Origin of the sequence: Vibrio sp. H11 (genome assembly GCF_004804295.1) — a bacterium.
Taxonomy (GTDB): Bacteria; Pseudomonadota; Gammaproteobacteria; order Enterobacterales; family Vibrionaceae; genus Vibrio; species Vibrio ostreae.
Window position 1 is genome coordinate 415,110 of the sequence record NZ_SSHN01000004.1, and the last position, 21,441, is coordinate 436,550.

Genomic DNA, 21,441 nt, shown 5'->3' on the forward strand with positions numbered 1-21,441 from the left:
TCAGCCCCCAGTCACCGGCGGGAAAAATGCCACTTCATCACCGTCTTGCAGAGCTGAATCGAGCGCCACAATCGATTGATTGACTGCCGCTAAAAGCTTGCCTGGTTGTAACGCCAGCTCCCATTTACCTGGCTGGGCCGCCAGATGGGCACGTAACGCTTCAACTGTTTCAAATGCCCCCTCAACGGTCAGACTGTCACAGTCCACCAGCTCGCGCGTTTGAGCAAAAAACAGAACTTTAATCATGCATCCACCTTAAAGTGCCCGGATTTGCCGCCGGTTTTTTCCAGCAAACGGACCTGTTCAATCACAATATCTTTCTGTACCGCTTTGCACATATCGTAAATGGTCAACGCAGCCACAGAGGCCGCTGTCAGCGCTTCCATTTCCACGCCAGTTTTACCCGCCAGTTTGCACACCGATTCAATCCGAACCAGATTGTCAGCTTCTATCGCCTCCAGTTGTACTTCAACTTTCGACAGCAGCAGAGGATGGCACAGCGGGATCAGCTCCCAGGTCTTCTTCGCGGCCTGAATACCGGCAATACGCGCCGTGGCAAACACGTCACCTTTATGGTGCTGGCCCGAAACAATCAGCTGCAGGGTTTCGGGTGCCATGCGTACAAAGGCTTCGGCACGAGCTTCGCGTACAGTGTCCGTTTTGCCTGACACGTCGACCATGTTGGCCTCACCGGAAGCATTGATATGAGTAAACTGGTTCATCCGCCTCCCCCTTACACTGACAAGTGTGGCATGAAGTTACACGGACGATGGCTGGCATCCATTTGCTGGCGGATAATCTTGGTCCAACCGGTACGGCAGGCGCCGGTCGAGCCAGGCATTGCAAAAATTACTGTGTGGTTAGCAAAGCCTGCCAGCGCGCGCGACTGAATCGTCGAGGTGCCGATTTCCTCATAAGAAACCATACGGAACAGCTCACCAAACCCCTCCACTTCTTTATCAAACAGTGGCTTAAGCGCTTCCGGAGTGCTGTCGCGCGAGGTAAAACCGGTACCGCCGGTAATCATTACTGCCTGCACGTTTTCATCCGCAATCCATTGGGAAACAATCGCACGGATCTTGTACATATCATCAATCACGATCTGTTTATCCGCCAGTTTGTGTCCGGCTTCCTGCAGTTGTTCCGCCAGATAGCGGCCCGAGGTATCTGTCTCTTCAGTACGAGTATCTGATACGGTCAGGACGGCAATGTTAGCCGCTTGAAATTTGTTTTCTGCGTGACCCATTTGTTCACCTTTCAGTTCTTTGTAATGACATTAAGCTTTGAATGAAATTTAGCCTTGTCGGCAAGGCCATCATAAATTTGTGCTTTTGAACCGCTCACCGTCGGCCCTTTAGCCGCCGATAGAAGCGAGATGAGGCGTCATGCCCGGATTTCCGTCATGCAGAAAATGGCTGACCGATTTGGTTTGCAACTGGGACTGAATACGTTCAATCAGCTCATTCTTCTGCTCGTCCTGTTGTAAAAGGTCACGCAGCTCGACGCCATGCTCACCAAACAGACATAAGTGCAGCTTACCCAGCGCAGAAATACGCAACCGGTTACAGCTGGTACAGAAGTTTTTCTCATACGGCATGATTAAACCAATCTCGCCCTGATAATCCGCATGGACAAACACCTGAGCCGGGCCGTCATTGTTGGCGCGCGCCTTCAAAATCCAGCCATCAGCGATCAACTGATTACGAATGGCCGTGCCGGATACATGATGTTTGTTGAACAGATCATCCATCTCACCGGTCTGCATCAACTCAATAAAACGCAATTGAATTGGACGATGGCGAATCCAGTCCAGAAACTTAGGCATGTCCTGAGTGTTGAGATCTTTCATCAGCACCACATTGACTTTAACCTGCTCATAGCCCACCTCAAAGGCGCGTTCGATCCCTTGCATCACCTGATGAAAGCGGTTTTCGCCGGTGATCTGGTGAAACATACGCGGATCCAGGCTATCAAGACTGACATTAATATGGGTCAGCCCTGCTTCTTTCCATTGCGCCACATTGTTGGCCATACGGTAACCGTTGGTAGTGGTCGCGACCTTCTCGATACCGGACGTTGATGCGACGGCATGAATAATATCGGTAAAATCTTTACGCAGACTAGGCTCTCCGCCGGTAATACGGACTTTAGAAGTCCCGCATTCAGCAAACGCGCTCACCACACGTTCGATCTCTGGCAGAGTTAAAAAAGAGGAGTTTTTATTGCCCGACGGATGATAGCCGTCAGGTAAACAGTACGTACATTTAAAGTTACAGACATCTGTAACCGACAAGCGCAAGTAATAGAACTTGCGTTGAAATCTATCTTCGAATTGTTGCGCCACGATACACCTTTCCAAACACGGGAGGCAACGTCATTTCTAACTATGCCCTTGTGACACGAAGTCACTGGCCGAGACAGCTTATCTGACATATTTTTGATATATAGCAGACTTAGCTGAACTAAGCTCGGAGTTATGGCAACTAAAGAGAAACAGCTAAAAAGCGCTCAATAGCAGCATATTGGTAAAATACTTAAAAAGTATAAGTGATTCCACCCTCGGTGGAAAAAAAACTTATCCGGGGCGCAAATTACCCCGAAATAAGTATCCGTAGGGCGGCCTTTGCTCTACATTGTCTTGGGTTGTAATACTAAATACGAACAGCAGAATACAATGACGCTTTACAAGAATAAAAAAGTGGTCGCTATCGGTGGCGGGCACGGCTTAGGACGCATGTTGGCTGCGTTGAAAATATTTGGCTCAAACGCAACCGGTATTGTGACCACAACCGACAACGGCGGCTCAACCGGACGCATCCGGGATTGTCAGGGCGGTATTGCCTGGGGTGATACCCGCAACTGTATCAATCAGTTGATTACCGAACCGTCTATCAGCTCGATGATGTTCGAATATCGCTTTAAAGGCTCAGGCGAACTCGACGGCCACAATCTGGGGAACCTGATGCTAACCGCCCTCGATAACCTCTCGGTCAGACCGTTGGAAGCCATCAACCTGATTCGGACCATGTTGAAAGTTGATGTCAATATCGTCCCTATGTCAGAGCATCCTTCTGATCTCAAAGCCTTGTCCGTTGATGGCCTATGGGTTACCGGTGAGACCAGCGTTGATGAGATGGAGCAGGATCTAAAGCGTCTCGACCTGACGCCAGCAGTACCAGCGACCCGGGAAGGAGTCAGCGCGATAGAACAAGCCGACGCCATTATCCTCGGTCCAGGCAGTTTCCTGACCAGTATCATGCCACCATTGCTGTTGCCGGAAATCGGTCAGGCCATTGAAAACAACACGTCGGCCAAACTGATTTTTGTCGAGAATCTGTCGCCGGAATATGGCCCGGCAGGACGCATGTCACTGGAACAAAAACTGAGCTGGTGCGAGCGAGCCTGTCAGGGGCGGCGTATTGATGTCGTTTTAGGTGGTAAACCGCATCAGGCACCTTTAACCGATGCCTGGAACTGCGTGACCCGTGATCTGGCCTCACCCAACCGTGACTGGCGCCATGACCGGCTTAAACTACGCCAAGCTATCGAAGAACAACTGGCATTAATGCCGCTGAGTTAATAGCCTAAAGCTGAATTGGTTGTAGCGATTAATGAGGCTGGCAGAAACTGATTGGATTGGCAAAAATGCAGATCTGCATTAACTCATTGATACCGCATTAACTCATTGATACCAAAGTCACTGCATCCACATTGCCGCAATTCATAGCCGCCTAAACAAGCAGAGCCGCAAATTTGCGGCTCTGCTTGTTTAGGCGTGATTATCATCCTGAGATCAACACCCTTAGCGCAGCGTGTATTTCAGCAGGCAAGCTGTGAATAACGCTGATGGGTACGCTCAAGCAGTTCAATCATACTGGCGGTATCATGCGCTTCATCGATGCCCTCACCGGACTTGGCACGACTGTCGATCTCAGCGGCTTTCGCACACAACAGCTCGGCACCAAAACTCGCCGCGCTGCTTTTCAAAGCATGGCTGATCTCTTTCAGGTACTGCACCTTATCATCCAGCTGATCGCTGCTGAGATTTTGCTGGTACATATCAAGTTCACCAAGAAAAATTTCGACCAAAACCGGCACATTCTCTTCACCGATCTCCCGCGCCAGACTGTCTACCTTAGTTTGATTCAACACTTCCATATAGACCTACTTTTCATTTTCCTTTTCTTGTTCTTTTTCGTTCCAGGTCTGCAGCTTACGATAAATGGTCGATGGACTAACATCCAAATAACCCGCCGCACGCGGAATATTACCATCACACGCTTCGATAGCGTTTTCAATCGCCTGTTTCTCTGTCATCCATAATGGGAAAATTTCATGCACAGAAATGCGACCCTGACCAACATTTGGCAAGATATTTTCCGATTCAATCGGCTGACTCAGCGGCGGTGGCAGCATTTCAAGCGCGATCTCACTGCCTTCATTCAATACCACCACATTACGCAGCACGTTCTGCAGCTGGCGCACATTGCCCGGCCACTCGTACTTTCTGAACCGTTCGACCACCCCCGGAGCCAGGCGGACAAAGCCTTTGCCTTCTTCTTTAGACATGTAGCCCAGCAGGGAATAAGCAATTTCAATCACATCGTCACCACGCTCACGCAGTGGCGGTAAATGGAGCGGAATCACGTACAAACGGTAGTATAAGTCTTCACGAAAACGTCCTTCCTGCACCTCTTTCCAGGGGTCGCGGTTGGTTGCGCAGACAAAACGGACATCCACACTCTTCATTTTCGATGAACCGACTTTCTGAAAGGTACCGGTCTGGATAAAGCGCAACAGCTTGGTCTGTAAGTCCAGATCCATTTCACACAATTCATCCAAAAACAGAGTGCCGCCGTCTGCCAGTTCAGCCGCACCCTGACGATCGGTGGCAGCACCGGTAAAGGCACCTTTTACGTGGCCGAACAACTCACTTTCGATCAAGTCTTTTGGAATCGCGGCACAGTTAATCGCGATGAACGGCTTGTCACCGCGCTTGCTGGCGGCATGGATGGCTTCGGCACACACTTCTTTACCTGTACCGCTTTCACCGGTGATGAAGATACTGGCTTTACTGCTCGCAGCCGAGTCAATCGTGCGATAGACCGCTTGCATATTGTGACTGCTGCCGATGAAGCCCTGGTAGTTCTGATTGGTGCTGTCGGTGTCATTTTTAAGCTTGCTGGCCTTGCGGATCGCATTATTTACTGTGACACGCAAACGGTCCGCTTCACACGGTTTGATAAGGAAATCCTGAGCACCGTGGCGCATCGCTTCCACTGCGGTATCGATAGAGCCGTGCGCTGTCATGAAAATCACCGGGACATCCGGCGATTGCTTCTTCACTTCGTGCAGCACATCCATACCCGTCATATCTGGCAGGCGTAAATCGAGCAGGATCAGATCCGGAGTCCGTTTCGCGATACTTTCGATCGCGTCACGCCCGGTACCGACAATATTGATATCGATCTCCAGAGGAGTCAGATAAGAACGATACAGCGCCGCGACCGAAGCCGTGTCTTCGACCATCAGCAAATACTTCGACTTTTGATGTATATCGTTAAGTTGCATAACCTAGCCATTTATTTTTGCATTTTGCTTAATAATTGCATTTGAAATTGCATTTTGCAAACAAAAGGCAGATGAACAGCCAAAATAAGGTCAACATTCCGCCACTTAACCGCTTTTGTAACGCTGGCATACAAAATGCTTAAATCTGTATGACCCGCAAGGGTCACCTAGCCAACTGACGTTGTTAGTGAATACGATATTCACGATATAACAGCCAATAGACGATTACTATTGGCTTTTTTTTTAGCTGTTGACGATAAACTGTTGACGCAACTGCTCAATCTGATCCCGCTTCTCTGCTGCCAGCTCAAACTCAAGATCCTGAGCGTGCTTGTACATTTGCCCTTCCAGCCTGCTGATCTCTTTTTCCAACTGCTGTGGTGACATAGTATCGTAGCTGGCTGACGTTTCCGCAACCTTGCCCAAAGGCACCACTTTGCTGGTTTTCTGCTTACGCGACTTGGTGATATCACCTAACTCCATAATGTCTTTAACATTACGCTTGAGCGCCTGAGGCTTGATGCCCATCTTCTCATTGTGCGCCTGCTGTTTCTCGCGTCGACGATTGGTTTCATCCATCGCCAGCTTCATTGAGTTGGTAATACGGTCTGCGTACAGAATCGCCTTGCCTTTCAGGTTACGTGCGGCGCGGCCGATCGTCTGGATCAATGAACGCTCTGAGCGCAGGAAGCCTTCCTTGTCTGCGTCCAGAATCGCCACCAGCGAAACTTCCGGCATATCCAGTCCCTCGCGCAACAGGTTGATGCCGACCAGCACGTCAAACTCACCCAGGCGCAAATCACGAATAATTTCGACCCGCTCTACCGTATCAATATCTGAGTGCAGATAACGCACTTTGACCTCATGCTCATGCAGATATTCAGTCAAATCCTCTGCCATACGCTTGGTCAGTGTAGTGACAAGCACCCGCTCATCCTGGGCGGCACGCATACGAATTTCTGATAACAGGTCATCGACCTGAGTCGCAACCGGACGGACTTCTAGCTGTGGATCAAGCAGTCCGGTCGGACGCACAACCTGATCGACCACTTCACCGTCTGATTTTTCCATCTCATATTTGCCGGGCGTCGCGGACACAAAAATCGTCTGCGGCGCGATCGATTCAAACTCTTCAAACTTGAGTGGACGGTTATCCAAAGCCGAAGGCAGCCGGAAGCCGTATTCCACCAGGGTTTCCTTACGCGAACGGTCACCCTTATACATGGCACCAATCTGCGGCACGGTGACGTGGCTTTCATCGATGACCAGCAAACCGTCATGCGGCAGATAGTCAAACAGGGTCGGAGGCGGTTCGCCTTCCGAACGGCCGCTCAGATAGCGTGAATAGTTTTCAATACCGGAACAGAAGCCGAGTTCATTCATCATTTCGATGTCAAACTGAGTACGCTGCGAAATACGCTGTTCTTCAAGCAACTTATTGTTATCAAGCAGATACTGGCGTCGCACCGCCAGTTCTTGCTTGATCTGCCCAATGGCTTCAAGAATGCGCTCGCGCGGCGTGACGTAGTGAGTTTTCGGGTACACAGTAAATCTTGGCAAATCCCGCTGTTTGATAACCCCGGTCAGAGGGTCAAACAGACTGATGCATTCAACTTCGTCATCAAACATCTCGACCCGCACCGCTTCCTGCTCGGATTCCGCCGGGAAAATATCGATCACTTCGCCTCGCACCCGAAACTGGCCGCGTTCAAATGCCACATCATTACGTGAGTATTGCAGCTCAGCCAATCGGCGCAGCATATCGCGCTGGTTAATCACATCACCACGGCGTAAATGCAGCATCATTTTCAAATAGGAATCAGGATCGCCCAGACCATAAATCGCAGACACAGACGCAACGATAATGGCATCTTTACGCTCGAGCAGGGCTTTAGTGGCCGACAGACGCATCTGCTCAATGTGTGCGTTGACTGCCGCATCTTTTTCAATAAAAGTATCGGTCGTCGGCACATAAGCTTCTGGCTGATAGTAATCGTAGTAAGAGACGAAATACTCGACCGCATTGTTGGGAAAGAAACTCTTCATTTCGCCATACAGTTGGGCCGCCAGGGTCTTATTGGGCGCCAACAGGATGGCCGGACGCTGAGCCTGAGCAATCACATTAGCCAAGGTAAAAGTTTTCCCCGAACCGGTGACACCAAGCAGGGTCTGGTGGGCCAGTCCGGCGTCTATCCCCTCTAATAACTGTCGAATCGCTTCTGGCTGATCACCGGAAGGTTGATATTCAGACACCAATTCAAATGCTTTGCTCATGTCGTCCTCATCAGGCCTGTTTTTCTGTACAGGTTATTGTCGCCGTTCGCGCCGGGCAATGGCAAGCGAATATTGGCAGCAATGGCCGTTAAGATTAGATACGCAATTGTTGTGCTGCCGATCGACGAAATCACACAAATACTGTTGGCATATGCTGACGGGGTTTGTTATTATCTTCCACCCCATCAGCCGTTCGGCACATAGTTCCCTTTAAAATAATCCACTGGTTTTCCCCAGCTCACCCCATTTTGACTTTTTTCAGCCCTGACGCATCCCGCCACCTAGCAAAGATAAAAACAGTGCATAACCTATAAAAAATCAAATAAAACAACAATTTAAAACAAAAAAGCAAACGATTACATTTAGAGTATTCACTTAAGCTTTGCCGATAAATATAATTACTAAGAATCCATTAACACACTTATCCACAAAATTAGTGGATAACTAAATCCAGCGTAAGCCCGGTAAGGGATACAGAAAAGTAAAGCCTTTCTCGCAAAAAAAATCTTATCTTTTTCTCGGAGAAAGGTTGACACATTCCGGCCAGCTGGATACCATCCTTCCCGCTTTAAGCAATTCCCCCTTAGTTCAGTCGGTAGAACGGCGGACTGTTAATCCGTATGTCGCAAGTTCAAGTCTTGCAGGGGGAGCCAAATTCCAGAAAAAAGACGTCCTAGGACGTCTTTTTTTTGTATCTAAACCTAGCTATTTCAAGGGATTGCATTCTCTTAACGTCTTTTCCCGACTCGTATTAGCTTAGAAGTTTTGGGACACAAATAGGTACATTGTCCGTATGTTCCAATTTACGGTGTACCAATCATGGCAAGAACAACTCAATCTTTAACAGATAAACAAATCTCTAACGCTAAACCACAAGATAAAGAGTACACGCTCTTTGATGGTAACGGTCTTCGTCTACGTGTAAAACCAAACGGCACAAAGACGTGGCTATTCAACTATACACGCCCACACAACGGTAAACGCGCTAACATGACGTTTGGCAGTTACCCTAGCCTTTCCCTAACAAACACACGAAAGAAAGTTCTAGGCGCGATAGAAACGCTGAAAAGGATCTGCCAACGTGTGAACGAAATGATGAGTTTTGCTCAGAATAAGGGACTTATTGAGTACACCCCTTTAGCCAGAATCAGTTCTGCGTTCTTGAAACTTACCGTTACCAATATGAAATCAATCATTGCCGACGAACTTCCTGAGCTAATGATAACCCTAGGACGGGCCAGTATCATGTATACAGAGCAGTGATATGGCCTCTTTGGCTCTCGGCATTTATGTTACCTCAGGCGCAGAGAAGTAGGTAAACGAAAGACAACGCTACAATTTTAGCCGCTTCAAGAGATAGTGGGTAATGTCCGTTTCCGTCACCAAGCCTTTATAGCGGTTATCGGTGACCAGTACGATGGGCAGAGAAAGAGCGCTCTCTCTTAGTAACGGGAGCACATCCGTAAGCAGCGCCTGTGCGTCCATGATGGTCAGTTGCGTATTCATCATACTGGCGACGGGCTTATTCCAGATGCCCGCTTCTTTCATGGTTTCATGTTCCGTTCCCATGGCCGGAGTCAGATGAAGATTGAGCTGAGCTTTGTCCACCAATCCGACACATTCCCCTTTGTTGATAACAGGGACCACATTAATGGCGTCGGGTTTTAAGTACTCGTTAGCCAGGATGAGAGGCTCACCCGGGTCTAAACGAGGCAGACTTTTGCTGGCAATATTAAGCAAGGTGATGGCTTCTTCATCCGCATCCGAGCTATCCGTCAGGCCATCGGCATGCAGTTGTCGAAGTATCGTCTCGAGCTGTTTCTCCGCCTCCTGCAGGTCGCCATAATCAACCGGCTTAGCAAACAGGTAGCCTTGCATATAGTCCACCCCTAGGTAAGACAGCAAACGGGCTTCGTCCGGAGTTTCGATACCTTCTGCAACCACCTCAACGTCTAGGCGGTGGCATAGTCTGACCAACAGCTTAATGACCTGATAGTATTCCCCCCGCTCATGGCTGCGTTCAATTAGCTCGCGACTGACTCTGAGGTACTGAAATTGTCCTTGGCTCAATAAGTCAGCCAGCCGGAATCCCTCAGACAAGTCGTCCAGCGCAAACTGTACGCCCCGCTGACGAAACTCCGGAAGTATCGTTGAGACATCGATCGTTGCCGCAGGGCTTTTGATTTCATTCACATCGATGACAATTTGCCGTAGCTTGACCTGTTCCTGCTTCGCAAGCAGCACCATGCATTCCAAGACTTCGGACAAACTCTGTTGGGTATTCGGCGAAAGGTTGAGATTCAGGAAACGACCGGACTTATTCAGCCACGGCGCGCACTGGGAAAACGCATTCTGATAAGTCAGTAAGTCCAACTCTGAGATGAGGTTTAAATCCTCTGCCAGCCCAATCAGTTCTGTGGTTGTAGCGTTAAGCGCTGCATCCAGGTTAAAACGGCACAGCGCCTCATAGCCTGCCACCACCCAGTCCTGACAACGTATGATGGGTTGGTACTGAACGCCTATCTCTCCTTTCTCGATGGCATCTCGTACAAGGTCTTCCAGTAGCACGTAGCGCTTAATCGTGAGTTGCAAATCGGTATCGTAGAACTGAATACGGCTTTTGTGTCCGGCTTGCTGAGCCAATGTCGCCTGAGAGGCATGCACGACTGCCGTCTTCATGGAATGGGTGTCCTTTCCCAACACCGACAAACCGACTTTCCCGGAAATTAAAAACCGATACATACGCTCATCGGCCTGCTTCACTTCAGAAAAGAAATGGCGAATGCTGAAATGAATCGCGCGAGCCTGACTCTGGCTAATACATATCGGTTCGCACAAGTAGACCAACAGGAAACTCTGATTCAGATTCCCCACCACCTGAGCACTTTTCACTGTTTGCATGACTTTGTGGAAAACGTCAAACGCTCTAGGGTCCAGACTGGCGGGCTTAATGGCAAGCACCAGCGAGATGTTCTGATATCGTGCAGTGTGCATTTTGGACTCTGCAGCCGAGATAAACGCAGACTGGTCCATGGTACGTGACGATTCGGATTGCGTTGACGTTGATACGGGGGCCATCAGTGACTCCTTCGTTCTGCTCTCAGCTGCAGAATTCCATTGCGAGCTGGTGACGTAAAATTCGAACTTATCGCTCTGCCGAGAGTTTCAGACTCCACGTCAGTTCGTCCACTTCTTTGGAAACCTGACCTTGAAGATAACGGTACTGCGTATGGTTATAGCTGGCTTAGAGCAGCGCCAGACGTTCGCAGGCAGCGTAGTATCGGTCCCAACTTTCAGCATGGCTGTGTCATGGTTCACCTCTTACATCCATGTCGATCGTGAGTGGTTATGTTATGACTGTAGACGAACGACGTTCTCTTCGTAAATCAATTTTGGAAGAATGGCGTGATAACTGTGCGTTTAATCATTGAAAAAGAGCCGCCAAACGTCGGCGGCTTTGAGGTTTTATCAATCGTGATGGTGAATAGGGCGTCTATTCCTCAGTATCGACAAGCGTACATGGGTGCCGTGCTGACAAAACGTGAGCATGTGGTCGTTAAACTATTAGTGAAAGGAAAAACGCCCCCCCGATGTTCCCATGTATCGAGAGAGCGGTAGCCTTTTTTAGTATGGTTTCTCTCTTTCTAACCAACGTATCCCAAACAAAAATAGGGCATAGCTTGCGAGGTGTTCCCCTCCCAAACTATGCATTCTTGTATTGGTCAGCTTCCGCCGCTTCAACCGCCAACAGGTTAGCCCTTTCAGTCCCTTCAATACCCGAATGCGATTTGACCTTAAGACGTTGCTGCAGGGCGGACCGATTACTTAGACTTCATCCTGATTAAGCGCAGCTGTTCGACTGAGTGACTCGAATGATCGTCACAATCAACAAACTCCGCACAGATAGTGATCATCATCGGGCCATTTGCTTGCTCCGCAGACATTAAAATATTGCCGCTTTTCAGCTCGAGATTAGGTAGATTCCGCGAAGACTTCATGACCAGTTCTGGCCCATCCAGGCTTAACGCCGGATTACTATGATAATCACCACTGACGAGATCAATAATTACCGAAACATCGGCTAAAGGGGCGAGCTTGTGTTTATCGACTTTTGCCAACTGGTTAAAACTTCGTTTCACCCACTGTTCCAGTCGTCTGTCCAAATTCACATTCTGGGATTCATTGATATTTAAGCTGATTGTGTGCGCAGAATAACTGGTCATCTCAGTGCTATACAGCAGGTTACCAGGCAGCAAACCCAGGGCCATCGGATTGAAACGCTGCAGATAGGCCTTACGAGCCAGAGCATAAAGTAGCCACGCAATAAAACCACCGAACAGGGCACCCAAAAATAAAGAGAACGTTAAGCCGGCCCCCTCACTCAAGGTTAAATGAGCGCGATAACCAATTACTCCGGCCACATCTTTCGGGCTGAGGGTAAAGTAATAAATCCCGTATTCAATTAAGTAATATCCGAGCACAAAGAAAATCGCTCTAATCATAAATTTGTAGATTTTAGCCACAAAAGAATAAGTACACTTCTCGATATGTTTCATACTCATTGGATAGCCATCACCATAAAGTACAAATCGAGTAAAAGCCCAATAAAAACCCAGAATTGAACTGGCTAATATCCCTTGGACAAACAGCACAAACCACTCTGCCATAATGTTTCCTTATACGTAGTAAAATCAAATAAAATAATGACACTGGATCGCATGACTTTTTGTTTATCCATTGATAAAAACGACCAAAGATAAAACCGTCCCATAGCCATTCTTTCGTCAATGTCTGTCTCAGTCACCGCCGTTCGTATTCAAGAATCAGACCGCTTCATATGTAAAATAGAATGAGTGATTAATCAGAGTCGTCATTTCGGTAAATAGCCTTAAAACTCGCCTTAGTGATGTTTTATTCCGCTCTGCAGCCGATTGTTGTGTAAATCCCATTCAAAACAGGCAATACCATTGCTTGCTGTAGCTTCACCCATCGAGAGAAAACTTGCCCGCCAACACAAAAAATTGCCCACTCCAGGCAACTTCTTACCTCACCAGAATAAAAAATCGCCAAATTCATGCAAATAAATCGCTTTGATTATGGCATAACATTTGAATAGTTAAGCGCATAATTTACAAGGTAAGTTATTGGCAAATCTCATGTTTAATTTGGTCGCCACTGAGCAGTTATTCATATTAGCCTGGCCGTTAATAACTTTATTGAGTTCATTCGGTTAAATTTCACTCAACTCTATGGAAATCACTTCAATGCAATACATCGATCTCGCGGCACTTGGGAACTTCAGTGCTTACATCGGTACCTCTATCGTCGCGTTACTTATCTTCAAATATCTGGTCGTGTTAATTACCCCATACAATGAATGGAAGTTGATCAAAGAACAGAAAAATACAGCTGCAGCAATTGCACTAGGTGGTTCCGTTATTGGTTACGCGATTGCAATTAATGGTGTACTTAGAAATGCGGTTAACTTCTATGACTTTATTACCTGGGCTGTAGTGGCACTTATTACGCAGATCATCATGATCACCATTGTACGCTTTGTATTTATGCCTAAGTTTGTTGCACGCATTGAAAATGATGAAACCGGCGCAGCGGTCATTGCGGCAGCAATGTATATCGCGGTGGGCTTACTGAATGCTGGTTGTATGACTTACTAAGGATAACATCATGAAAACCAAAGGTAACGTCAATATACCCCGCCATTTAATAGGTAAAAGAAAACCGATTGTGATGTTCCTGGGAGTGGGTACGGCATTGACTCTAAGTGGCTGTGACACGACTGACTACCCATACTATGCATTTACTTCGACAGAGAGCTGCAATACCGTCCTGCCCGGCCAGTGCGAAGCGGCCTATCGAAGAGCAGAACAAGAAGCCCGACGCACAGCGTTAAAATATATGCTGGAAAGTGAGTGTCGTCGTGACTTCGGCGACAACGTCTGTTTTCACGCAACGGGGGCATGGCAGCCACATATCGCAGGCTTCATCACCAACAAAAGTCCTACAAACGATTTCACGCAACCGTTTTTCACATCTCGCAATCCGGATTCTCCATTTTTTGGCAAGGCATTTACCGCCGATGGTCTGGTATTTGATGATTTGAAAAACGTAGACGGGAAAAATCTCTATTTAGAGGGGGCCTTAAAGCAAAGTCTGCCCAACTCTCATGTCGATCGCTCCTCCGCTGGTAACCAGGCCGCAACGGCTCTGGCCGCAGCAGCCGGGGGCTATATGGCGTCCCAGGCACTCAATAAGAACGGCACTCAGGCTAACTACCGCCAATGCGCCGATTCAGGACGTGATGACTGCTATACCACGACATCAGGTACTGCGTATGTAGCAACAACCCCCGGCAACACAACGTACCGCTCCCCGAGCCAACTGGAAAAAACGTCAAAGAAGACGACTTATAAACATATGCAGACGGTCAGGACCCGCAGCAGCGGGGGGTTCGGAAGCTCTGGTCGCTCATTTGGCGGATTCGGAGGTTAATCTTTCATTATGCTGCAACGTGATATTGAACCCAGGCAGAACTGGCAGGAAAGATTATGCGAATTAGGGTTTGATTTTTATGAGGTGTCCAGCCAACACCCTTACTGGACCGATCATCAATACTTTCAGCTTAACCGCACACAAATCGAACAGATCGATTCGGTCACAGAAGAATTGCATCAGTTAACAATCAAGGCCATTGAGTACGTTTTTGAGCATGATTTATTGCATCTTTTTGGACTGCCTGAAAAACATCATGCCCTATTACGTCATTCGTGGGAGACGGATAAAACCTATCTGTACGGGCGCTTTGATTTTGCCTGGAATGGCAAGGATGCGCCTAAGCTGCTGGAATATAATGCTCAGACACCGACTTCGTTATTCGAAGCGTCTGTTGCCGCCTGGGATTGGCTGAAACAGAATGTTGATGCGGGTCGCCTGCCTTCGCAAGCTGACCAGTTCAATATTCTTGATGAGCAGCTGATTGTTCAATTCAGCTTACTCAAGACAACGAAAAATCCGCAATCCCCAGTCCTTCATTTCGCCTGTGATGAAACCTCATCGGAAGACGTGCGCACTGTCACTTATATGGCCGCTTGTGCTGAAGAAGCCGGCTGGGAAGCGGTGATCGTCGATATCAACGCCATCCAACTCACCGATGACGAAAGATTCGCAGACCACAATTCCAAGTTGATTAATAACTTATTCTCACTGTATCCGTACGAATTCGCACTGTTGGATGAATACAGCGATTACCTGGCTTGCAGCCATTGCACCTTCATCGAGCCGCTGTGGAAAGTGCTTTTGTCATCCAAAGCTCTGCTGCCCATTTTGTGGCAGCTCAACCCCGGACACCGCAATTTGCTCGAATGCTACTTCGCCGAAGATCCTCGAGCAGAGAGCCTGAAAAACAAAGTGATTAAACCCATTTTCAGCCGCGAAGGCGCCAATATCGGTATTTACTGTCAAGGTGAACAAGTTGCAGGCACCTCCGGTAATTACGGCCGCGAAGGTTTCATCTGCCAGCAATATGCGCCTTTAGCCCGCTTCGATGGCAGCCATTGTGTTGTCGGCAGTTGGGTGATTGGTCAGGTCGGTGCGGGTATCTCATTTCGCTTGTCGGACAACCTTATCACCAATGACGTTGCACGCTTCGTCCCTCATCTGATTTTAAACTAAGGACTTTTATTCATGGCAATTCACGATATCCAAACTTACCTCGAGACAGCCGATCATGATTGGCATGTATCTCAACAAGATGGCAGCCTAATCATCACCAACAGCGATGACCTGACCGCCATTTTAGTGCTGGCAGAGCAGCAAATGCTGATTGAATCATTGCTTTTCCCGACCTCGGCAATTCAAGACCAGGCTCAATTTGACGACCTGCTGATGTACCTGCAAAAGCATCTTCCCCTGACCACAGTGGGTAAAACCCGATTACAGGGCGAGACCTACTACACCGCTTTTGGCTCTCTCTCCACCGATTCCAAGCTTGAGAACATTGAACTGGAAATCACCATGCTGTTCCAGAACGTTAATGAGCTATTGCACTTCTCTTCTGAGCATTTAACTAACCAATAAGGGCGAAATCATGGCATTTTCACGTTTACTTACTGCGTTTCGCGGTTTTCTTAATGATGCGGCCGAAGCAGAAGCCGATAAACATATGGTGACCGAGCAGCGCCAAAACATCCGTGATGCGAAAAAAGAACTCGATCAAATGGATCTCAACATCGCCACTACCAAAGGTCAGCGTAAACTTGCAGACAATGAGGTTGCCGAACTGACACAAAAAATCGACAACTATGAATCGGATGTACGCAACTTTGCCGCGCAGAATAAGATGGATCTCGCCACTGAGATTGCCGGACATATTCCTCAGTACCGTAAACAACTGGAAGCCGCTCAAGGCCGACGGGATATTTTGCTCGGCAATGAAACTAAAATGATCGCTATCGCCCAAGACCTCAAAGAGCGCGTGACCGCAATGGAACAAGAGCTGGCTCAAATTGAAAGCACGGCCCAGATGCAGAAGGCACAAGCCGCAACACTGAATGCCGTTTCTGGATTAGATTCCAAAGCAAAAACTGCACTGGAATCTATGGAGCGTATCAAGCAGAAACAGCAGCAAAAAGCTGCGCAGCTGGAAGCCGCGGCTGAAATGGCTGATGCGCGAAATGCACCCAATGATCTGGATGCCAAAATTGCCCTGGCAAAATCTGAGGCGACGTCGAATGCTCAATCAGAACTAGAGCGTATTCTCGGCAATCCATAAACACTCCCCTAAGCCACTGGCGAGCAGAAGCTCGCCTTTTAGTCGGACCAACTCATGTTAAACACTCTGAAAAAAATCTTCGCGTTTAAAAACAGCTCCGCTTCTTCTGCGCCAGCCCCGCTCCCTCCGCAGGTACTGGGCCTGAAACTAGGCGGCTCGTTTACCATAGATGCGCTTAAACTTAAGCTGGCAGAGCCAATGCTGACCATCGAAGGGGCAGCCTCTGATCACATCATAGAAGCCGTTGGTGAAGTTCAGTTGGACCCACAGAGAAAGCTGCTGCGTTTTTACACCGATGATGAAGGATTTCTCCAGATTCAGCTGTTTGGTGAGCACATTGAAGAAATTATCCTGTGGTACTTTTATGATGTCAAAGCGATCAGCACTCCGCAGTGGAGCAAGGTATTGAATAATCAGGTGGCTAAATCGCACTATGCATTGGAGGATCAAACCTTTACTCAATTCTGGGAAGGGAATACACCGGTTGTACTCACCGAAAAGACCTATCACCTGGATGGTTCTATCTCAGAGACCGACCAATTTTGTATGGCTTATACGCGTGAAATTGACAGTCAGCAATGCCCTCGCGAGCTGTTGCTGATTAGTGCGGAGGAAAAATATAACTCAGTGACCAACGACTTCGATCGGGAACTGGTCCGTTCGACCGGTTTTGCCCTCAGTAAAACCGATATCCAAGATAACTAGATCATGAAAATGAACAAAACGTTTATTGATTTGTGGGATAAGTATTTATCAAAAGTTGCTGACAATATTAATCGGCTCAACGTATCCCTGATTGCACTGGTATTTATCCTGCTTGTTTATGGCGCTCTGCACCTGCTAGGAGAAACACACCTGGTCGAAACTCCCGCGCGATTTCTTTATTTCATCGTTGTCGTAGCGTCGACGGTCGGGTTTGGTGACTACAGTCCTCAGACGGAAGGCGGACAACTGTTCACCGCGTTCTTTATTATTCCTATCAGTATTACCTTATTTGCTGTGGTTGCTGCAAAATTAGCGGCTAAAGCGGCAGCGTTGTGGTATCGCAAAATCAAAGGCAGACACACTATGAACTATAAAAATCACATTGTTATTCTGGGCTACAACCGCGAAAAAACCCCTCTTTTGATCCGGCAGTTGAAACGCGAAGAACAGAGAAAAATCGTACTGGTCTCGCGTGAGGAACAAGAAAACCCATTGCCTGAATTTGTTGATTTCATCAATGTAACCTCATTTACCAGTGCAGAAGAACTGAGTCGTTCCAATATAAGTCACGCATCCTGTATCGTGGTTGATACTGATAAAGACGATACAACCTTAACTCTGGCGTTGTTTGTGACGGGTCTGAATAAAGAAGCGCACTTAGTCGCGCACTTTACCGATGATATCAAAGGACAAATACTGAAAAGTATGTATCCCAAATCGGAATGTATTTCTAATCTAAGCACAGAACTGCTGGCGAAATCTGTCATCGACAGTGGCTCATCTCTGGTGCATAGCGAGCTGGTTTCTGCTCACCAGGGGCAGACTCAATATGCGATTCAGGTTCCCGACACCGTCGCACCGTTTCCACTGAGTGAGGTATTCCTGTTGTTCAAAACTCAGGTCGAAGCCACCATTATTGGTTTGCGCCGATTCGAAAGTGAACAAATATTGTTAAATGCCAAACTCACGACTGAAGTGCGCCCCGGAGACACCCTTTTCTACATCAGTGACGAACGTATTCAGTTCTCTAGCTGGCCTTAAATCGCAAAAAATGCCCCGGCCTTGGGCCTGGGCAGCTTATCTCAGCAAATTTTTTCCGCAGCCGACTTATCCGGGGAGAGGGTTTGCTGGGTATTTGAACATGACGACTCATTGTGCAGCACCTGATACCAGGCGCCGAACAGCCAGGTTCTGGCCAGGAAGATATCGACGCAAACCAACAGGGGGACGGCAATCAACACACCCATTGCGCCCCACATCCAGCCCCATAGCACCAGCCAGACAAAAATAACCAAAGGATTCAGATTAAATTTGTCGCCGAGTAGTGTCGGGGTCACAAACTGGCTTTCAACGATGTTGAGAGCCAGGTACGCGGCCATGATGATCAGTGCGTATTGCAAGGAATCAAACTGCAGAAAACCGACCAACCCCAAGCAGGCGACTGAAATCATTGGCCCGAGGTAGGGTGCAAAATTCATCATGGCAGCGAATGCGCCCCACAAAAACGCATCTTCCATCCCCAGCATCGCCAGTACAGTGCCGACCGCGACTCCGAGGCCAATATTGACCGCGGTGATGGTGCTCAGGTAGCGGAATAAGCTGGTCTGGATCTCGCGTACCACTTCTATCGCGACCCTTTTGTCTGCAAAGCTGGGAAGCTGGCGTAAAAACTGTCGCAATAACGTACGTCCATAGCTAAGCATAAAGAACGCCATGAACAGCGCGATAAACAGCTGAGTCACTATGGTCGGGGTCGCCTTCACCACTTCTTTGGCGACAGACAAAGCAGTATTGGCTTTGATTTCTCCCACATTGGCCTTTTCAATCACTTCCATAAAGGAATCATCGCCACCTGCATTGGCAGCAGAAGCGTGATTGAACTGCTGTGACATCTCTTTCATCACCGAGGGCAGTTTAGACCACCATTGCTGGGCGGGTTCGGCCAGAAAGCCAGCGCTGAGAGACAGTGCCGCTAACAGGGTCATCAGCAGCACCACCACGTTAATCAGGCGCGGGATCCCTATTTTGCTTAATCTTGTCACGATCGGAGCACAGAGCAGTGACACAAACCCGGCGATAAAAATGGGTAACATCAGAGATTGGGTAAAATAGAGTCCGATGAATAGGCTGATCACCGCCATCGTTCGGATCAGTGCAGCAGAATAGTTGTGTTTCATCGTCGACTTCCTGTTATTTTTCACCGTTTTGGCTCAGCTGGTCCGACGCTAGCGTGGATCAGGCTGACGTGCCCGGTAAGCGGCCACTTTTTGGCGTATCTGCGGTGCCAGCATACGGGTAATCTGTGAACTCAGGGCGATTAGCGGCCGGAAGCGGCTACGGGTCAGACACACTGCGGCCAGGCACAAAATCCCCCCGCTTTGCAGCGGATACGCGGTGGCGTAATTGAGCAGTGAGCGGGTGAACAAATTCCATGACAGCCGACATTGACGGCTCAGCATTCTCCCTTCACTGCGCTTCAACTTAATCGCCGCTTGGCGTTTGCTTACTGACCACATCCCAGCCCTCCTTAACCTGCGCAACGGTATGACGAAATCCAACCAAACTGGCCAGTCTGGCCTGCTGCCAGATAAGTCCGGCCAATACAACACCCAGCGCCACCACAAATCCGGCGTACCCAGCCAGCAGGCTGAGAGTAAAGTGGTACACCACCAGCCCGACCCCTGCACACAAACTCAGAACAAAAAACACCGCCAAACAAATCAGCAGTAGTTGCAGTACTATCATCTGCCGAATCGCCGCCAGGCTGGTCTTCAGCTCAAGCGAAAATAGCTTAGTGGTGGAATCCGCCCATGCCAGGAACCGTTGCTGACACAGGTTCAGTTGTTGCCACAAACTGTGCAGATCATTGACAGGGTCGGCTCCGTCTTGAGCGCTGCCTTTGGGCTGGGCAGACTCACGGGAAGGGGATTGGCCACCCTCATCGGTGGCCATAGTCGGTTGCTGTTCAGGCTTCATATCTATATGGGATTACTTGATGAGCTTTGAGATAGCCCAGCCAGCCAGGAATGCACAGCCCACACTGAGCAGAGGACGTTCTTTGACAAAATTCCCCGCCTGATCAGTGGCTGATCTCAGGCTTTCTTGTCCGGCTTCGATCTCCTCCATCACTTTTTCTTTGATTTGACCGACCGCCTCCAGAGTCGCCTCTTCTGTCTTGTGATAAGCGTCTTCGATTTTTTCCTGGGGTTCATCTTGCTGTTTTCTTGCTGTTGCCATGAGTTCCTCCACTTAATGCAAAATCTTACTGTTTCATCACTACTTGTTGAGCTGAATAACAACTTAAACTGCCAAGTATTTCTGCCGGCTTATGGATTGCTCATAAGCCTTATCCTAAACAAAGCCAAATTCATGCCAGGTTTAAAATGACCGAATAACGGATATTTAAAACAAGTAAATCCAGCAGTACTTGTAATATTTTCAGTCAACGTAACCAAAAACGTGTAAAAAATTCCATCCCCCACTGCCAACTGTTAATCAACACCGGTCTCAGGCCCGAAAATAGCGCCCTCAGATGATTTACCAAGGCTGGCACAATACATGCCTTATAGTAATAGTAAGCAGAAATATTGAGTAAAAAATGTCACTGCGAACAGAAAACCATCAGAGTGAATGTGGAGGCATTATGAAAAATCAAGATCTCGACTTTATTATCAACCTGATTGAAAGCGGTAATAATATCTACGCGAAAGCAATCGACAATATCGATAACCAAGGCTTGGCAAGAGAGCTGAATGAGATCATCCGCATCAAGGAATACGCGGCATTGCAACTGAGAGCGCACCGGGAGCCTGATTCGGACGTTGAGGAGGAAGATACTCCCTCCTATGCCATCAAAGCGCGTGAGTGGTATACGGATACGGTTAAAGATGTCAGCTTTGACAAAGAAAAAATGTATTTAAAGCAGCTACAAATGATTGAAGAAAAAACATTGAATGAGGTAAGCGACGTATTACGCAACGCTCAACCAGGAGATCGACAAGAAGTGTTATTCACCGTTCAGGAAGAACTCATTTCCTGTCAGAAGAAAATAGCCAATATAGCGATTATTGACTAATTCAAAGTTTGAATTGGTCGTAGATAAT

The 21,441-nt window shown here is 48.2% G+C and carries 23 protein-coding genes, 1 tRNA gene and 1 riboswitch; of the genes, 11 read left to right on the forward strand and 13 right to left on the reverse strand.

Annotated elements, in window-relative coordinates; genetic code table 11:
* From moaD to moaA, 4 genes are all read right to left on the reverse strand, one after another.
* A complete protein-coding gene (moaD, locus tag E6C74_RS08905; RefSeq protein ID WP_136484348.1) occupies positions 1 to 246 on the reverse strand; it encodes a molybdopterin synthase sulfur carrier subunit in 246 nt (81 codons plus the stop codon).
* Entirely contained in the window at positions 243 to 722 is a 480-nt protein-coding gene (gene moaC, locus E6C74_RS08910; protein WP_136484349.1) for a cyclic pyranopterin monophosphate synthase MoaC, read from the reverse strand. Before moaC ends, moaD begins: the two co-directional genes overlap by 4 nt.
* 11 nt (positions 723 to 733) lie before the next feature.
* Positions 734 to 1,246 (reverse strand): molybdenum cofactor biosynthesis protein B, encoded by a 513-nt coding sequence (gene moaB / locus E6C74_RS08915; RefSeq protein WP_136484350.1) that lies wholly within the window; start codon positions 1,244 to 1,246, stop codon positions 734 to 736.
* A gap of 108 nt (positions 1,247 to 1,354) precedes the next feature.
* Complete coding sequence (moaA, locus tag E6C74_RS08920; RefSeq protein WP_136484351.1) at positions 1,355 to 2,344, reverse strand: GTP 3',8-cyclase MoaA; 990 nt, start codon at positions 2,342 to 2,344, stop codon at positions 1,355 to 1,357.
* Positions 2,333 to 2,486: riboswitch (molybdenum cofactor riboswitch) on the reverse strand. (Overlaps the previous gene by 12 nt.)
* Positions 2,487 to 2,674: 188 nt before the next feature.
* Here moaA and E6C74_RS08925 point away from each other — a divergent pair.
* The gene (locus tag E6C74_RS08925; protein WP_136484352.1) at positions 2,675 to 3,580 is read left to right on the forward strand and encodes a YvcK family protein; all 906 of its coding nucleotides are present in this window, start codon (positions 2,675 to 2,677) and stop codon (positions 3,578 to 3,580) included.
* Between the two features lie 239 nt (positions 3,581 to 3,819).
* On the opposite strand, the gene luxU is transcribed toward E6C74_RS08925, so the two are convergent.
* The 3 genes from luxU to uvrB all read right to left on the reverse strand — a co-directional run bounded on the left by luxU (position 3,820) and on the right by uvrB (position 7,845).
* Positions 3,820 to 4,158 (reverse strand): quorum-sensing phosphorelay protein LuxU, encoded by a 339-nt coding sequence (luxU, locus tag E6C74_RS08930; RefSeq protein WP_136484353.1) that lies wholly within the window; start codon positions 4,156 to 4,158, stop codon positions 3,820 to 3,822.
* 6 nt (positions 4,159 to 4,164) lie between these two features.
* Positions 4,165 to 5,529: a quorum-sensing sigma-54 dependent transcriptional regulator LuxO gene (gene luxO, locus E6C74_RS08935; protein ID WP_136484404.1), complete on the reverse strand. Its 1,365-nt coding sequence runs from the start codon at positions 5,527 to 5,529 to the stop codon at positions 4,165 to 4,167.
* A gap of 285 nt (positions 5,530 to 5,814) precedes the next feature.
* Entirely contained in the window at positions 5,815 to 7,845 is a 2,031-nt protein-coding gene (gene uvrB / locus E6C74_RS08940; protein WP_136484354.1) for an excinuclease ABC subunit UvrB, read from the reverse strand.
* Positions 7,846 to 8,422: 577 nt separating this feature from the next.
* On the opposite strand from uvrB, the gene E6C74_RS08945 reads away from it, so the two are divergent.
* Positions 8,423 to 8,498, forward strand: a tRNA-Asn gene (locus E6C74_RS08945).
* 166 nt (positions 8,499 to 8,664) lie between these two features.
* Positions 8,665 to 9,108 carry an integrase arm-type DNA-binding domain-containing protein gene (locus E6C74_RS08950; RefSeq protein WP_240798152.1) on the forward strand — a complete coding sequence of 148 codons (444 nt, stop codon included), beginning with the start codon at positions 8,665 to 8,667 and terminating at the stop codon, positions 9,106 to 9,108.
* 69 nt (positions 9,109 to 9,177) lie between these two features.
* Here E6C74_RS08950 and E6C74_RS08955 read toward each other — a convergent pair whose 3' ends face one another.
* Positions 9,178 to 10,923, reverse strand: coding sequence for an EAL domain-containing protein (locus E6C74_RS08955; protein WP_136484355.1), 1,746 nt, complete (start codon positions 10,921 to 10,923; stop codon positions 9,178 to 9,180).
* A 743-nt stretch (positions 10,924 to 11,666) separates the two neighbouring features.
* Positions 11,667 to 12,512, reverse strand: a complete 846-nt coding sequence (locus E6C74_RS08960; protein WP_136484356.1) for a hypothetical protein — start codon at positions 12,510 to 12,512, stop codon at positions 11,667 to 11,669.
* A gap of 597 nt (positions 12,513 to 13,109) precedes the next feature.
* Between E6C74_RS08960 and E6C74_RS08965 the strand changes: the two genes are divergently transcribed.
* From E6C74_RS08965 to E6C74_RS08995, 7 genes are read left to right on the forward strand one after another with little or no spacing between them, the layout of a single operon-like run.
* Positions 13,110 to 13,520: a DUF350 domain-containing protein gene (locus tag E6C74_RS08965; protein WP_240798153.1), complete on the forward strand. Its 411-nt coding sequence runs from the start codon at positions 13,110 to 13,112 to the stop codon at positions 13,518 to 13,520.
* Between the two features lie 10 nt (positions 13,521 to 13,530).
* Positions 13,531 to 14,355 carry a DUF1190 domain-containing protein gene (locus tag E6C74_RS08970; protein ID WP_136484358.1) on the forward strand — a complete coding sequence of 275 codons (825 nt, stop codon included), beginning with the start codon at positions 13,531 to 13,533 and terminating at the stop codon, positions 14,353 to 14,355.
* A 9-nt stretch (positions 14,356 to 14,364) separates the two neighbouring features.
* A complete protein-coding gene (locus E6C74_RS08975) occupies positions 14,365 to 15,534 on the forward strand; it encodes a glutathionylspermidine synthase family protein (RefSeq protein WP_136484359.1) in 1,170 nt (389 codons plus the stop codon).
* A 12-nt stretch (positions 15,535 to 15,546) separates the two neighbouring features.
* Positions 15,547 to 15,939 carry a DUF2170 family protein gene (locus tag E6C74_RS08980; RefSeq protein ID WP_136484360.1) on the forward strand — a complete coding sequence of 131 codons (393 nt, stop codon included), beginning with the start codon at positions 15,547 to 15,549 and terminating at the stop codon, positions 15,937 to 15,939.
* A gap of 10 nt (positions 15,940 to 15,949) precedes the next feature.
* Positions 15,950 to 16,633, forward strand: a complete 684-nt coding sequence (locus E6C74_RS08985) for a PspA/IM30 family protein (RefSeq protein ID WP_136484361.1) — start codon at positions 15,950 to 15,952, stop codon at positions 16,631 to 16,633.
* 54 nt (positions 16,634 to 16,687) lie between these two features.
* Positions 16,688 to 17,338 carry a DUF2491 family protein gene (locus tag E6C74_RS08990; RefSeq protein ID WP_136484362.1) on the forward strand — a complete coding sequence of 217 codons (651 nt, stop codon included), beginning with the start codon at positions 16,688 to 16,690 and terminating at the stop codon, positions 17,336 to 17,338.
* Between the two features lie 3 nt (positions 17,339 to 17,341).
* The gene (locus E6C74_RS08995) at positions 17,342 to 18,379 is read left to right on the forward strand and encodes an ion channel (protein ID WP_136484363.1); all 1,038 of its coding nucleotides are present in this window, start codon (positions 17,342 to 17,344) and stop codon (positions 18,377 to 18,379) included.
* Between the two features lie 41 nt (positions 18,380 to 18,420).
* Here the strand turns inward: E6C74_RS08995 and E6C74_RS09000 are convergent, their stop codons facing one another.
* The 4 genes from E6C74_RS09000 to E6C74_RS09015 are packed head-to-tail and all read right to left on the reverse strand — an operon-like array spanning position 18,421 to position 20,575.
* Positions 18,421 to 19,515 (reverse strand): AI-2E family transporter, encoded by a 1,095-nt coding sequence (locus tag E6C74_RS09000; RefSeq protein ID WP_136484364.1) that lies wholly within the window; start codon positions 19,513 to 19,515, stop codon positions 18,421 to 18,423.
* Positions 19,516 to 19,563: 48 nt separating this feature from the next.
* Entirely contained in the window at positions 19,564 to 19,854 is a 291-nt protein-coding gene (locus E6C74_RS09005) for a hypothetical protein (protein WP_136484365.1), read from the reverse strand.
* Entirely contained in the window at positions 19,820 to 20,314 is a 495-nt protein-coding gene (locus E6C74_RS09010) for a hypothetical protein (RefSeq protein WP_136484366.1), read from the reverse strand. Before E6C74_RS09010 ends, E6C74_RS09005 begins: the two co-directional genes overlap by 35 nt.
* Before the next feature lie 12 nt (positions 20,315 to 20,326).
* Positions 20,327 to 20,575 (reverse strand): hypothetical protein, encoded by a 249-nt coding sequence (locus E6C74_RS09015; RefSeq protein ID WP_136484367.1) that lies wholly within the window; start codon positions 20,573 to 20,575, stop codon positions 20,327 to 20,329.
* 406 nt (positions 20,576 to 20,981) lie between these two features.
* Here E6C74_RS09015 and E6C74_RS09020 point away from each other — a divergent pair, with 406 nt between their 5' ends.
* Positions 20,982 to 21,413, forward strand: a complete 432-nt coding sequence (locus tag E6C74_RS09020; protein WP_168796992.1) for a DUF2383 domain-containing protein — start codon at positions 20,982 to 20,984, stop codon at positions 21,411 to 21,413.
* The last annotated feature ends 28 nt before the right edge of the window (positions 21,414 to 21,441 follow it).

Excerpts from the sequence above, each read along its gene's own strand:
- moaC (WP_136484349.1), bottom strand. The coding sequence starts at position 722 with ATGAACCAGTTTACTCATATCAATGCTTCCGGTGAGGCCAACATGGTC.
- uvrB (WP_136484354.1), bottom strand. The coding sequence starts at position 7,845 with ATGAGCAAAGCATTTGAATTGGTGTCTGAATATCAACCTTCCGGTGAT.
- luxO (WP_136484404.1), bottom strand. The coding sequence starts at position 5,529 with ATGGTCGAAGACACGGCTTCGGTCGCGGCGCTGTATCGTTCTTATCTG.
- moaB (WP_136484350.1), bottom strand. The coding sequence starts at position 1,246 with ATGGGTCACGCAGAAAACAAATTTCAAGCGGCTAACATTGCCGTCCTG.
- E6C74_RS09015 (WP_136484367.1), bottom strand. The coding sequence starts at position 20,575 with ATGGCAACAGCAAGAAAACAGCAAGATGAACCCCAGGAAAAAATCGAA.
- E6C74_RS09010 (WP_136484366.1), bottom strand. The coding sequence starts at position 20,314 with ATGAAGCCTGAACAGCAACCGACTATGGCCACCGATGAGGGTGGCCAA.
- E6C74_RS08990 (WP_136484362.1), top strand. The coding sequence starts at position 16,688 with ATGTTAAACACTCTGAAAAAAATCTTCGCGTTTAAAAACAGCTCCGCT.
- E6C74_RS08960 (WP_136484356.1), bottom strand. The coding sequence starts at position 12,512 with ATGGCAGAGTGGTTTGTGCTGTTTGTCCAAGGGATATTAGCCAGTTCA.
- E6C74_RS08970 (WP_136484358.1), top strand. The coding sequence starts at position 13,531 with ATGAAAACCAAAGGTAACGTCAATATACCCCGCCATTTAATAGGTAAA.
- E6C74_RS08925 (WP_136484352.1), top strand. The coding sequence starts at position 2,675 with ATGACGCTTTACAAGAATAAAAAAGTGGTCGCTATCGGTGGCGGGCAC.
- E6C74_RS08975 (WP_136484359.1), top strand. The coding sequence starts at position 14,365 with ATGCTGCAACGTGATATTGAACCCAGGCAGAACTGGCAGGAAAGATTA.
- E6C74_RS08985 (WP_136484361.1), top strand. The coding sequence starts at position 15,950 with ATGGCATTTTCACGTTTACTTACTGCGTTTCGCGGTTTTCTTAATGAT.
- E6C74_RS08955 (WP_136484355.1), bottom strand. The coding sequence starts at position 10,923 with ATGGCCCCCGTATCAACGTCAACGCAATCCGAATCGTCACGTACCATG.
- E6C74_RS08995 (WP_136484363.1), top strand. The coding sequence starts at position 17,342 with ATGAAAATGAACAAAACGTTTATTGATTTGTGGGATAAGTATTTATCA.
- E6C74_RS09000 (WP_136484364.1), bottom strand. The coding sequence starts at position 19,515 with ATGAAACACAACTATTCTGCTGCACTGATCCGAACGATGGCGGTGATC.
- E6C74_RS09005 (WP_136484365.1), bottom strand. The coding sequence starts at position 19,854 with ATGTGGTCAGTAAGCAAACGCCAAGCGGCGATTAAGTTGAAGCGCAGT.
- E6C74_RS09020 (WP_168796992.1), top strand. The coding sequence starts at position 20,982 with ATGAAAAATCAAGATCTCGACTTTATTATCAACCTGATTGAAAGCGGT.
- luxU (WP_136484353.1), bottom strand. The coding sequence starts at position 4,158 with ATGGAAGTGTTGAATCAAACTAAGGTAGACAGTCTGGCGCGGGAGATC.
- E6C74_RS08950 (WP_240798152.1), top strand. The coding sequence starts at position 8,665 with ATGGCAAGAACAACTCAATCTTTAACAGATAAACAAATCTCTAACGCT.
- moaD (WP_136484348.1), bottom strand. The coding sequence starts at position 246 with ATGATTAAAGTTCTGTTTTTTGCTCAAACGCGCGAGCTGGTGGACTGT.
- E6C74_RS08980 (WP_136484360.1), top strand. The coding sequence starts at position 15,547 with ATGGCAATTCACGATATCCAAACTTACCTCGAGACAGCCGATCATGAT.
- E6C74_RS08965 (WP_240798153.1), top strand. The coding sequence starts at position 13,110 with ATGCAATACATCGATCTCGCGGCACTTGGGAACTTCAGTGCTTACATC.